We start from the raw sequence: 11,847 nt of genomic DNA, 5'->3' as shown, positions 1-11,847 counted from the left end.
GTGCGTGAACGGGTAGAAGCTCCTGGGCGATAGCGATCCCGTCGCAGATGGTCGACGGATCGATCGCGGCCAGTCCGGTGTGTACGGCGTACTGGCATCGGAGGCGATACGCCAGTGGATAGCGTTGCCCGTACCCTGTATCACGGTGCTTTGGTAAATGTTGACCGCCGTGGCCGAGCGAAACGCCGGCAAGGGTTCGGATGCCAGCGAGTCGGTGGATGAGTGGCGTGACGCTACCCGGGAGCCTCGGGTGGTGACCGATGAATTCGTCGCCGAACTCAGTCGTCGGCTGTGTTGACGAAGGAACTCCTCGCTGCGATAGATGATGAGCTCGTTGTCGAAGCCCTGTACGGAAGCGGCGAATGCGACGTTTCGGACCTCGTAGTGGCCGGGGAGCAGCTCGCTGGCATGCCGCCGACGGCCTTCGGGAAGCGTTATCGGACGCGGAAGGGATAATTCTCCTGCGTTGGTCGGAAGCGATCCGCGCCGCGGCTCGATAGCGACGGTGTTTCTTGCGCCCTGGACCGAGACGCCACCGAATGCCCCGACGAGTGAGTATCCGGTAGGGCCTGAGCCACTCGGAAGATCGCCCGTCGTGGCCCGCCTGCTGGCATGCGCCTCATGGGACAGGCCTTGTGGAAGATCGATCGGCAACATCGCTGAGGTCCCTCTCGCATGCCTCGATAGTATGGCTGTCGCGAACAAACGCCATCTGCCTTGCGTCGTAGGTCACACCTCGATGGCAGCCGCATGCTCCCGCGTTGCCGAAAAACGCACCGTCGGCCAGCGTTCCTGCGCGAGCTGCAGGTTGACGCGCGTGGGAGCGAGGTAAACGAGTTCGCCCGCCGCGTCGATGGCCAGGTTGCCGGCATTCTTCTCGCGGAACTCCTCGAGCTTCTTCGCATCGTCGCAGTGGATCCAGCGTGCGGTGGCGACGCCGACCTGCTCGAACGTTGAATCGACGTTGTATTCGTCCTTGAGGCGATAGGCCACCACGTCGAACTGCAGCACGCCGACCGCGCCGAGAATCAGGTCGTTGGACATCAGCGGGCGGAAGAACTGCGTGGCGCCTTCCTCGGACAGCTGTGCCAGGCCCTTCTGCAACGCTTTCATCTTCAGCGGATCGCGCAGGCGCGCGCGTCGGAACAGTTCGGGCGCGAAGTTCGGGATGCCGGTGAACGACAGCGCCTCGCCTTCGGTGAAGGTGTCGCCGATCGTGATCGTGCCGTGGTTGTGCAGGCCGATGACGTCACCCGGATACGCGCGTTCGACGATCTCGCGATCCGACGCCATGAACGTCAGCGCATTTGCGATGCGCACTTCCTTGCCCGTCCGCGTCTGCTGCATCTTCATGCCGGCGGTGTAGGTGCCTGAGCAGACGCGCATGAAGGCGACGCGGTCGCGGTGCGCCGGATCCATGTTTGCCTGGATCTTGAAGACGAAGCCGGTGAGCTTCTCTTCCTCGGGCTTCACTTCGCGCGTGAGCGTGTCGCGCGAGCGCGGCGACGGCGCGTGCTGGACGAAGAAGTCGAGCAGCAGCTGCACGCCGAAGTTGTTGACGGCCGAGCCGAAGAACACCGGCGTCTGCTTGCCGGCGAGATAGGCCTCGAGGTCGAACGGATTCGATGCGCCCAGGACGAGTTCCAGTTCGTCGCGCAGTTCGTCGAGCGCCGCCTGGCCGATGCGTTCCGCGAGTTCCGGATGATCGAGGCCCTTGAAGATCGTGGAATCCTGGCGCGTGAAGTTCTTGCCCGGTTCGAACACGTGGACCTCGTCGAGCAGCACGTGGTAGACGCCCTTCAGGCGCGACCCCATGCCGATGGGCCAGGTGAGCGGAGCGCAGGCGATGCCGAGCACCGATTCGACTTCGTCGAGCAGTTCGATCGGGGCGCGTCCCTCGCGATCGAGCTTGTTGATGAAGGTCATGATCGGCGTGTCGCGCAGGCGGCACACCTCCATGAGCTTGATCGTGCGCTCCTCGACGCCCTTCGCGCAGTCGATGACCATGAGGGCCGAGTCGACCGCCGTGAGCACGCGGTACGTGTCCTCGGAGAAGTCCGCGTGGCCCGGGGTGTCGAGCAGGTTGACGATGGCGTCGTCGTACGGGAACTGCATCACCGACGAGGTGACCGAGATGCCGCGCTCCTTTTCCAGGGCCATCCAGTCGGACGTGGCGTGGCGCGCGGCCTTGCGGCTCTTCACCGATCCGGCCATCTGAATGGCGCCGCCGAACAGCAGCAGCTTTTCGGTCAGCGTGGTCTTGCCCGCGTCGGGGTGGCTGACGATGGCGAAGCTGCGCCGCCGGCGCGTTTCGGTAAGGTGGCTGGACATCGGTGCGGAGTCGCTGGTGTTGGCTAACCCATTATTCTAACAGGGTCTGGCGAGGTCAGATCGCCGTGGGAGCGCACCTGGGCGCGATGCACGCTTGCCTCGGTACCCATCGCGCCCAGGTGCGCTCCTACGGCGCGGTCGGGTAGGCAGCGTCCAGCCATTCCGGCACCGGGATGCCCTTGTCGCGGAGGAACCCCGGGTTGAACAGCTTCCCCTGGTAGCGCATGCCGCCGTCGCAGAGCACGGTCACGATCGTGTGGCCAGGGCCCAGATCGCGTGCCATGCGGATGGCCCCGGCGACGTTCACGCCGCTGGAGCCCCCGACGCAGTAGCCCTCCCGGTGGAGGAGATCGTGCAGGAGGGGGACCGATTCGTCGTCCGGGATCGACCAGGCCACGTCGATCGGCGCGGCCGTGAAATTGGCCGTCAGGCGGCTGTTGCCGATGCCTTCGCTGATGGACGAGCCGGAGGACGCCACGGCCTCGCCGGTGGTCGCGTAGCCGGCGAAGATCGATCCGGCCGGGTCGGCGAGGCCGATCCGGATACCCGGGCGGCGGGCCTTGAGGGCGGCCCCGACCCCGGCGATCGTGCCGCCGGTGCCGGCCGCGCAGACGAAGCCATCGACGCGGCCGCCCGTCTGCTCCCAGATCTCGACGCCCGTATGGGCCTGGTGCCAGGCGCGGTTGGCCGGGTTGTCGAACTGGTCGGCGAACCAGGCGCTGCCGGGCTCGGTCGCGTTCATCGCCTCGGCCATGGCCCGGGCGACCCGGGCGTAGTGGTTCGGGTCCGTGAACGGCACCACGGGCACGAGGCGGATCTCCACGCCCATGACCCGCAGCGTGTCGATCTTTTCCTTGCTCTGGGTGTCGGGCATCACGACGACCGTCCGATACCCGCGGCTGGCGCCGAGCAAGGCCAGGCCGATGCCCGTGTTGCCCGCGGTGCCCTCGATCACGGTCGAGCCGGGCCGCAGCAGTCCGCGCCGTTCGGCGTCAGCCATCAGCCCCAGGGCGGTGCGGTCCTTCACGGAGCCGCCCGGGTTCATGAACTCGGCCTTGGCGAGGATCTCGCAGCCGGTCGCCTCCGAGGCATCGCGGAGGCGAAGGAGAGGGGTGTTGCCGATGGCGGCGGCGAAGGAGTCGTGGATGGTCATGGGGTCATCGTAACCGAGGTCCGTGGGTGAATGGACGCTCGAGGCGAGCACCCGTTCGCCCGCCAGCGGGCTTCCCACAGCGGATTCCTCGATCCCACGGAAGTTCGTCACATATTGGACATCTAGCCATCTGGACGTCTAAACGGCTGTTGACACGGCGTCGATCGGTGCGTATCGTCGATCGCACTCATCGAGACCGGCTGAGGGACAGGCCCTTTGAAGCCGGGGCAACCTGCGGATTTCCGCGACGGTGCCAACTCCTGCGGGGCGTGTTCGCACGCCAGCCGATAGATGGGAATGTCCGCTCCGGGCGTGCGTTTCGCGCACCCGTCGTGCCGACAGTCCGCCTCACGGTCCCGCGAAAGCTCGATCCCGACCGCAGGAAACCGGACATGTCAGCAGAGCCCGCCACCGTGATCTCCTTCCCCGATACGGCCCCCGCCGCGGCCCGCCGCGCGAACGACCTGAGCGAGCAGCGCGGCACGCGGCGCGTGAGCATCACCCCGAAGTACGGTAGCGATCCCGTCGAGGTCGACGTCCGCTACCTGTGGTGCGGCGCGCCGCATGCCCCGACGATCGTCGTGCAGGGCGGCATCTCGGCCGACCGCGACGTCTGCGCCGGCCGCGATCGCGCGACGGGCTGGTGGCAGGAACTCGTCGCCGAGGGCGGCGCGATCGACCTGGCCGAATGCCGTGTGCTGTCCATCGACTGGCTGGTGCCCGCCGACCTGGGCGATGTCTCCTCGATCTCCAGCGAGGACCAGGCCGCGGCGCTCGCGGCGTTGGTCGACGAACTGGGCATCGGCCGGGTGCATGCGTTCATCGGTTCGTCGTACGGTGCCATGGTGGGGCTCGCCTTCGCCGCGGCGCACCCCGCGAAGGTGAAGTCGCTGGTGCTGCTGGCGGGCGCGCACCGTCCGCATCCGCTCGCGACCGCGCAGCGCTCGGTGCAGCGTGGCATCGTTCGCCTCGGTATCGGTTCGGGCCGCACGGACGAGGCGCTGGCGCTGGCGCGTCAGCTGGCGATGACCACGTACCGCGGCAGCGAGGAGTTCTCGCGCCGTTTCGCCTCCGGTCCCGAGCTGCGCGACGGTCGCTTCCATTTCCCCGTCGAGGATTACCTCGAACACGCCGGTCGTCGCTTCGTGGAGCGTTTCGATCCCGAGCGGTTCCTCGCGCTGTCCGAATCCATCGACCTGCACGACATCCAGCCCGAGCGCGTCGCCGCGCCGACGGTGCTGGTCGGCTTCCCGTCCGACCGCCTCGTCCCGCTCGCCGACCTGTTCGAACTGCAGCGCCGCCTCGGTGGCACCGCCACCCTCGAAGTCGTGGACTCGCCGTACGGCCACGACGCCTTCCTCAAAGAAACCGTGCAGCTCGCCCCCGTGCTGCGTCACGCACTCAACGACTGTCGCGGAGACCGCTAAGCCATGACCGATACCCGCCTGTGTACCCGCGCCGTCCGCGCCGGCATCGAATCCGACACGCAGCACGGCGCCGTGGTGCCGCCGCTGCACCTGTCCACGAATTACTCGTTCGACGGCTTCGGCCGCAAGCGCGCCTACGATTACTCGCGCAGCGGCAACCCGACGCGCGACCTGCTCGCCGAGGCGCTGACGGAACTGGAAGAAGGCGCTGGCGCCGTCGTGACGGGAAGCGGCATGTCGGCGGTCGCGCTGGCCCTCGAACTCGTGCCCGCGGGTGCACTCGTGCTCGCCGCGCATGATTGCTATGGCGGTACCTGGCGCCTGCTCGATGCCTGGGCGAAGAAGGGTCGCTTCAGCGTGCGCTTCGTCGACTTCACGGACCCGGCGGCGCTGGCGGAGGGCCTCGCGGCGAAGCCCGCGCTGGTCTGGATCGAAACGCCGTCGAACCCGCTGCTGCGGATCACCGACGTGCGTCACGTGGCACAGGCCGCGCACACCGTCGGCGCGCTGGTGGTCGTGGACAATACGTTCCTTTCGCCGGCGCTGCAGCAGCCGATTCGCCTCGGCGCCGACATCGTGGTGCACTCGACGACGAAGTACATCAACGGTCACAGCGACGTCGTGGGCGGCGCCGTGATCGCGGCCGACGCGGCGGTCGCCGAGCAGCTGAAATGGTGGGGGAACTGCAACGGCCTGACCGGCTCGCCGTTCGACAGCTTCCTGACGCTGCGCGGCGTGCGCACGCTCGCCGTGCGCCTGCGCGCGCACGAGGAGAACGCCCATCGCGTGGCGGCATGCCTCGACGCGCACGACGTGGTCGAGCGCATCTACTATCCCGGCCTGGCGACGCACCCGGGCCACGCGCTCGCGCAGCGCCAGCAGAACGGCTTCGGCGCGATGCTGAGCTTCGAGATCGCCGGCGGCACCGACGCGATCCGGGCGTTCGTCGACGGGCTCCGTTATTTCTCCCTGGCGGAGTCGCTGGGAGGCGTGGAAAGCCTCGTCGCGCATCCCGCCACCATGACGCACGCGTCGATGGCGCCTGAGGCGCGTCGCGTCGCCGGTATCGCCGACAACCTCCTGCGCCTGTCGATCGGCATCGAAGACGGCGACGATCTGATCGCCGACATCGAGGCGGGCCTCGCGCGCGCGGCCGCCGTGGCGCCGGCGGCCAAACGCAAGGTCGGCGCATGAACGCCGTGGCGATCGCGCCGCAGGCGCAGTCGGCGCCCCGCACGGCGGTGGTCTTGCTCGGTACCGGCGTCGTCGGCCGCGCGCTGCTGACGTTGCTCGGCACGCCGGCCGCGCGCTCGCTGCGACTGGTCGGTGCCGCGAACTCGAAGCGCCAGCACGTGCTCGCCGAGGGCGTCGCGCCGGCCGACGTCGCGCAGCATCTCGCGCGTGGCAGGGAAGGGCGCGACAACGCGCCGTTGCTCGCCGCGCTCGACGCGGCCGGGGCGGACCGCAAGGTCGTCATCGATGCGACGGCGTGCGCCACCGAGGCGAGCCGCCACGCCGAATGGCTCGCGGCCGGGTACCACGTCGTCACGGCGAACAAGGCGCTCGCTGGCGGCCATCTTTCGGGCTGGCGCGCCCTCCAGCAGGCGACCTCGACCGGGTCCGTCTATGGCGACGCCGCGACCGTCGGCGCGGGCCTGCCGGTGCTGTCGACCCTGCGCCGCCTGCGCCACTGCGGCGACAGCCTGCTGACGCTCGAGGGCGTGTTCTCCGGCTCGCTGTCGTGGCTGTTCAACCAGTACGACGGGAGCCGGCCGTTCTCGGCGCTGCTGCGCGACGCGCGGCGGCTCGGCTTCACCGAGCCCGACCCGCGGTCCGATCTTTCCGGCGAAGACGTCGCGCGCAAGCTGCTGATCATCGCGCGCAACGCGGGTTTCGCGCTGGGCAGCGACGAGGTGGAGGTCGAAAGCCTCGTGCCCGAGGCGCTGCGCGGCGTCGACACGGCGACGTTCCTCGGTCGCCTGGAGGAACTGGACGAACCGCTGCGCGCGCGTCACGCGCAGGCGGCGGCGAACGGCAAGGTGCTGCGCTATCTCGCGCGGCTGAACCAGCGCGGCCGCGCACGGGTCGGGCTCGTCGAAGTGGGGCCGGATCACCCGGCCGCGCGCCTGTCCGGCACCGACAACCAGTTCGCGCTGACGACGACGCGTTATCACGCGACGCCGCTGGTGATCCAGGGACCGGGCGCCGGCCCGGAAATCACCGCGCAGGCGTTGCTCGGGGACGTGCTGGCGCTTTAGGCGCCCTGGACGACGTGCCCCGCCGCCAGCGCGGAGCTTCCGGTGCCCTCGGGCGCACGCCGGCCATACCGCCCCCGCTTCCCATCCCCCACCCCCAAAAAAAACCGCCCCTCGGGGCGGTTTTTTTCGTATCAGCGATGGCCGGTGACGCGTTCGGCCTCGTCCGCGCTGGGCGGGAGGTCCGGCTGGCCGGGAAGCACCTCGTCGTGGTGGAAGCGCGCGGCCTCGACCATCGGCGTGCGCCAGCCCGTGGCGATGCCCCAGAAGTAGAAGATCGCGCCGAGCACGGCGACGAGGGCGAGGTCGTAGCCGTAGGGGATGTAATCGTGGCCGCCGAACGTCTTGCTGCCCGCCCACGACACCAGGGCGATGACCGGCAGGTAGACGATGAGCCACCACGCACCCCTGAGGTGGCGACGGAAGTCTTCCCAGCCGCTCTTCGCGGTGTAGTAGAAGTAGATCGGCAGCGCCACGACCATCAGCAGGATGATCTCGCCGGTCAGCGGCCACTTCGCCCAGTAGAGCAGTTCGGTGGCGAAGATGAAGGCCAGCGCCGCCAGGATCGGGAGGCCCGGAATGCGCAGCGGGCGCTTGAGTTCCGGCGCCGTGCGGCGCAGCGTCATCACGCTGACCGGGCCCGTGAGGTACGAGATGATCGTCGAAACCGAGATCACCGCCGCCAGCGTGCCCCAGCCGCGGAAGAAGAACAGGAAGATGAAGCTCACCACGAGGTTGAGCCACATCGCCGGGCGCGGAATGCCGAAGCGCGGGTGGATGTGGCCGAAGATCTTCGGCAGCTGCCCGTTGCGCTCCATCGCGTAGATCATGCGCGCGGTGGTCGCGGTGTAGGTGGCGCCGGTGCCGCTCGGGCTGACGAAGGCGTCGGCGTAGAGCAGGATCGCCATCCAGTTGATCATCAGCGCGGTCGCGAGCTGCGCGAACGGCGAGGCGTACTCGAGGCCGGCCCAGCCATTGCCGAGCTGGTCCGGCGGCACCGCGCCGAGGAACGCGACCTGCAGCAGCACGTAGACGACGGTGGCAAGCAGGATCGAGCCGATCACCGCGAGCGGCACGCTGCGGCCCGGGTTGCGCGCTTCGCCGGCGAGGTTCACCGGGCTCTGGAAGCCGTTGAAGCTGAAGACGATGCCCGAGATCGCGACGGCGGTCAGGATCGACGAGATGTCGATCGCATGGTTGCCGCCGTGGGCGCCGATGTGGAAGTTGCCCGGGTTCCAGCTCGTCGCGATGAGCGCGACGCCGGTCGCGGCCGGCACCACGAGCTTGAAGACGGTGATCGCCGTGTTGCTCTTGGCGAACAGCTTCACGCTCCAGAAGTTGAGGAAGAAGTAGACCAGCACCAGCACCACCGCGATCGCGAGACCGGGCGGCGTCAGTTCGCCGTGCCCGTTCGTCACGACGTAGAGGTCCTTGGTCCATGCCGCCCATTCCCACGGCCAGGAGGCCATGTACTGGACCGACGCCTCGGCCTCGACCGGGATCACCGATACGATCGCGATCCAGTTCGCCCAGCCCGCGATGAAGCCGACGAGCGACCCGTGCGAGTAGTGGCCGTAGCGGACCATGCCGCCGGACTCGGGGAACATCGCGCCCAGTTCCGCGTAGGTGAGGGCGATGAACAGGATGATGACGGCGCCGATGATCCAGGCGTAGATCGCCCCGGGACCAGCGAGCTGGGCGGCGTGCCAGGCGCCGAACAGCCAGCCGGAGCCGATGATCGAGCCCAGGCCGGTAAGCATGAGGGCAAAGGCGCCGACGTCGCGGCGGATAGCGCTATGGGACATGGTGACTCCGGTCGGACGGGACGGGTTGGACCCCGGCCCGGGGCGGCACAAGGGCCGGATGATGACAGCCCCGGCCGCGCCTGTCAGCCTGCACCCGCCCAATACAAGTGGCGCCGCGTCGATATACACTGACCGACGCGGTAGGGATGAAGGGGGTCGGATGCGCTCGAAGGTGGTCGCCAGCGGCATGTTGCTCGTTGCCTTGACGGCATGCGGCGTCGCCGCGGCGCAGGAGCAGTGGAGCGACAAAGGGCGGCTGATCGATTCGGAGTCGTACGACCGTACCGCCAAGGGTTTCTACTTCACGCTCTACCCCGGCGAAGACCCGGTGCAGGCCGTGCGGCGCTGCGCCATCGCGATGCGCGAGCTGGGCCGCCTCTCGTCCGTATCGTGCTTCGCGTACACGAGCCGGCAGCGCTTCGAGACCCGTCGCGGCAAGCTGCGGGTCTGCTATTCGGCGGTCGCCAACTGGTGGGGCGAGGACGAACCGGTGCGCGTCGAGACGGTCGACCGCCTGCCGCGCCTCTGTCCGGTCCGTTGATCGCCATGCCGCCGACAGGGACGGCGGCCCGATTCAGCACTCGATGACGTTGACCGCGAGGCCGCCGCGCGAGGTTTCCTTGTACTTGTCCTTCATGTCGCGGCCGGTGTCGCGCATGGTGGCGATGACCTTGTCGAGCGAGACGTGGTGCTTGCCGTCGCTCTTGAGCGCCATGCGGCTGGCGTTGATCGCCTTGACCGCGCCCATGGCGTTGCGTTCGATGCAGGGGATCTGCACGAGGCCGCCGATCGGGTCGCAAGTGAGGCCGAGGTTGTGCTCCATGCCGATTTCCGCGGCGTTCTCCACCTGCGTGACGCTGCCGCCGAGCGCGGCGGCCAGGCCGCCGGCGGCCATGGAGCAGGCCACGCCGACCTCGCCCTGGCAGCCGACCTCGGCGCCCGAGATCGAGGCGTTTTCCTTGTAGAGGATGCCGATGGCGCCGGCGGTGAGCAGGAACTGGATGACGCCCTCTTCGGACGCGCTGGGGCAGAAGTGCCGGTAATAGTGCAGTACCGCGGGGACGATGCCGGCCGCGCCGTTGGTCGGCGCGGTGACGACGCTGCCGCCGGCGGCGTTTTCCTCGTTCACGGCGAGCGCGTAGAGGTTCACCCAATCGAGGATCGTGAGCGGATCGCGCAGCGATGCTTCCGGCTGGGCGCGCAGTTCGGCGGCCATGGCCGGCGCGCGGCGGTTGACCTTCAGCCCGCCGGGCAGGACGCCCGGCGAGCGCAGCCCGCGCGCGACGCAATCCTGCATGGCCTTCCAGATGCGCAGCAGGCCCGCGCGCGTTTCGGATTCCGGTCGCCAGATGCTTTCGTTGCGCATCATCAGTCCGGCGATCGTGAGGCCGTGTTCCTTGCACAGCGCCAGCAGCTGGTCGCCGGTGGAGAACGGGTACGGCTGTTCGCTCGTATCGGCGACGATGCGGTCTTCGGCCGCCTCGTCCGGGTTGACCACGAAGCCGCCGCCGACGGAGTAATAATCGCGCGTGGCGAGCTCGTTGCCGTCGGCGTCGTACGCCGAGAAGCGCATGCCGTTGGTGTGGAACGGGAGCTTCTGGCGCTTGTTGAAGACGAGGTCGGCCTTCTCGTCGAACGCGATCTCGTGGCGGCCGAGGATGCGGATGCGCTTCGTGCCGCGGATGCGTTCGAGCGTGGCGGGGATCGTGTCCGGATCGACGCGGTCGGGCCACTCGCCTTCGAAGCCCAGCAGCACGGCCTTGTCCGTGCCGTGGCCGCGGCCCGTCATCGCCAGCGAGCCGAACAGCTCGCAGCGGACGCGGGCGACGCGCTCCAGCACCCCTTTCTCTTCGAGCCAGTGCTCGGCGAAGCGCGCGCCCGCGCGCATCGGGCCCACCGTATGGGAAGACGACGGGCCGATACCGATCTTGAAGAGGTCGAAAACGCTGACTGCCATGGCTTCGGGGTGTGGCTTGGGGGAAATAGCCCGCTATTCTACGCTGCCACGTCTTCCGGCCCATACACCCGCGCATGTCCGCCTTCACGTTGTTCCAGCGCGACGACTGCCATCTCTGCGACCAGGCCCTGGCCGTGCTCGCCGAGGCGCGCTTGCCGGAATTCGAATCGGTGTGGATCGACGACGACGACGCGCTCGAGGCGCGTTACGGCATCCGCGTGCCCGTGCTGCGCCGCGGCGACGGCGAGGAGCTGGAGTGGCCGTTCGATGCCGCGACGGTGCGCGCGTTCGCATCGCACACCCGGTAGGAGCGCGCCCTGCGCGCGACATGTTCTGAGGCTGTGACCTGGAGCTGGCGCGCGAACTTGGGGACACCTGTGGGAGCGCACCTGGGCGCGACATGTTTTGAGGCCGTGGCTGGGAGCTGGCGCGCCAGCTTGGGGACCGGGGCGAAGAGCTGTCGCGGCCAGGTCCGCTCCCACAATCGCACTGTAGGAGCGCGCCCTGCGCGCGACATGTGTTGAGGCCGTGACCTGGAGCTGGCGCGTCAGCTTGGGGACCGGGGCGAAGAGCTGTCGCGGCCAGGTCCGCTCCCACAGCGGCCTCGCCGCCACCTGTGGGAGCGCACCTGGGCGCGACATGTTTTGAGGCCGTGGCTGGGAGCTGGCGCGCGAACTTGGGGACTGCGGCGAAGAGCTGTCGCGGCCGGGTCCGCTCCCACAAGGGCTTCGCATCCATCGACATGGTTTGAGGCCGTGGCTGGGAGCTGGCGCTAGCTTGGGGACCGGGGCGAAGAGCTGTCGCGGCCGGGTCCGCTCCCACAGCGGCTTCGCCGCCACCTGTGGGAGCGCACCTGGGCGCGACATGGTTTGAGGCCGTGGCTGGGAGCTGGCGCGCTAGCTTGGGGACCGGGGCGAAG

At 68.7% G+C, this 11,847-nt stretch carries 9 protein-coding genes and 1 riboswitch; of the genes, 5 read left to right on the top strand and 4 right to left on the bottom strand.

Annotation, left to right across the window (positions count from 1 at the left end):
- Window positions 1-729: 729 nt before the first annotated feature.
- Together J2X58_RS10270 and J2X58_RS10265 are read right to left on the bottom strand one after the other, a co-directional pair.
- Entirely contained in the window at window positions 730-2,331 is a 1,602-nt protein-coding gene (locus J2X58_RS10270; protein ID WP_090051931.1) for a peptide chain release factor 3, read from the bottom strand.
- Between the two features lie 127 nt (window positions 2,332-2,458).
- Window positions 2,459-3,484, bottom strand: coding sequence for a cysteine synthase A (locus tag J2X58_RS10265; protein ID WP_310048028.1), 1,026 nt, complete (start codon window positions 3,482-3,484; stop codon window positions 2,459-2,461).
- Between the two features lie 184 nt (window positions 3,485-3,668).
- Window positions 3,669-3,782: riboswitch (SAM riboswitch) on the top strand.
- Window positions 3,783-3,876: 94 nt separating this feature from the next.
- On the opposite strand from J2X58_RS10265, the gene J2X58_RS10260 reads away from it, so the two are divergent.
- From J2X58_RS10260 to J2X58_RS10250, 3 genes are read left to right on the top strand one after another with little or no spacing between them, the layout of a single operon-like run.
- Window positions 3,877-4,911 (top strand): homoserine O-succinyltransferase, encoded by a 1,035-nt coding sequence (locus J2X58_RS10260; RefSeq protein ID WP_310048026.1) that lies wholly within the window; start codon window positions 3,877-3,879, stop codon window positions 4,909-4,911.
- 3 nt (window positions 4,912-4,914) lie between these two features.
- Window positions 4,915-6,105, top strand: a complete 1,191-nt coding sequence (gene metB, locus J2X58_RS10255) for a cystathionine gamma-synthase (protein ID WP_310048024.1) — start codon at window positions 4,915-4,917, stop codon at window positions 6,103-6,105.
- Window positions 6,102-7,169 (top strand): homoserine dehydrogenase, encoded by a 1,068-nt coding sequence (locus J2X58_RS10250; RefSeq protein WP_310048022.1) that lies wholly within the window; start codon window positions 6,102-6,104, stop codon window positions 7,167-7,169. Before metB ends, J2X58_RS10250 begins: the two co-directional genes overlap by 4 nt.
- Window positions 7,170-7,300: 131 nt before the next feature.
- Here the strand turns inward: J2X58_RS10250 and J2X58_RS10245 are convergent, their stop codons facing one another.
- Window positions 7,301-8,971, bottom strand: a complete 1,671-nt coding sequence (locus J2X58_RS10245) for an APC family permease (RefSeq protein ID WP_090051937.1) — start codon at window positions 8,969-8,971, stop codon at window positions 7,301-7,303.
- Between the two features lie 160 nt (window positions 8,972-9,131).
- Here J2X58_RS10245 and J2X58_RS10240 point away from each other — a divergent pair, with 160 nt between their 5' ends.
- Window positions 9,132-9,512 carry a hypothetical protein gene (locus J2X58_RS10240; protein WP_090051939.1) on the top strand — a complete coding sequence of 127 codons (381 nt, stop codon included), beginning with the start codon at window positions 9,132-9,134 and terminating at the stop codon, window positions 9,510-9,512.
- Between the two features lie 33 nt (window positions 9,513-9,545).
- Here J2X58_RS10240 and J2X58_RS10235 read toward each other — a convergent pair whose 3' ends face one another.
- A complete protein-coding gene (locus tag J2X58_RS10235) occupies window positions 9,546-10,928 on the bottom strand; it encodes an L-serine ammonia-lyase (RefSeq protein WP_310048019.1) in 1,383 nt (460 codons plus the stop codon).
- Window positions 10,929-11,002: 74 nt separating this feature from the next.
- Between J2X58_RS10235 and J2X58_RS10230 the strand changes: the two genes are divergently transcribed.
- Complete coding sequence (locus tag J2X58_RS10230) at window positions 11,003-11,236, top strand: glutaredoxin family protein (protein ID WP_310048018.1); 234 nt, start codon at window positions 11,003-11,005, stop codon at window positions 11,234-11,236.
- Window positions 11,237-11,847 lie beyond the last annotated feature (611 nt).

The sequence above is a fragment of the Luteibacter sp. 3190 genome, assembly GCF_031456385.1.
In the GTDB taxonomy this organism is placed as follows: Bacteria; Pseudomonadota; Gammaproteobacteria; order Xanthomonadales; family Rhodanobacteraceae; genus Luteibacter.
Note: the sequence above shows the minus strand (reverse complement) of the source record. Positions and strands in the feature narration are given on the sequence as shown.

Bases quoted from the DNA above. Each gene is read 5' to 3' on its own strand.
- metB (WP_310048024.1), top strand. From the start codon at position 4,915: ATGACCGATACCCGCCTGTGTACCCGCGCCGTCCGCGCCGGCATCGAA.
- J2X58_RS10230 (WP_310048018.1), top strand. From the start codon at position 11,003: ATGTCCGCCTTCACGTTGTTCCAGCGCGACGACTGCCATCTCTGCGAC.
- J2X58_RS10265 (WP_310048028.1), bottom strand. From the start codon at position 3,484: ATGACCATCCACGACTCCTTCGCCGCCGCCATCGGCAACACCCCTCTC.
- J2X58_RS10240 (WP_090051939.1), top strand. From the start codon at position 9,132: ATGCGCTCGAAGGTGGTCGCCAGCGGCATGTTGCTCGTTGCCTTGACG.
- J2X58_RS10245 (WP_090051937.1), bottom strand. From the start codon at position 8,971: ATGTCCCATAGCGCTATCCGCCGCGACGTCGGCGCCTTTGCCCTCATG.
- J2X58_RS10260 (WP_310048026.1), top strand. From the start codon at position 3,877: ATGTCAGCAGAGCCCGCCACCGTGATCTCCTTCCCCGATACGGCCCCC.
- J2X58_RS10270 (WP_090051931.1), bottom strand. From the start codon at position 2,331: ATGTCCAGCCACCTTACCGAAACGCGCCGGCGGCGCAGCTTCGCCATC.
- J2X58_RS10235 (WP_310048019.1), bottom strand. From the start codon at position 10,928: ATGGCAGTCAGCGTTTTCGACCTCTTCAAGATCGGTATCGGCCCGTCG.
- J2X58_RS10250 (WP_310048022.1), top strand. From the start codon at position 6,102: ATGAACGCCGTGGCGATCGCGCCGCAGGCGCAGTCGGCGCCCCGCACG.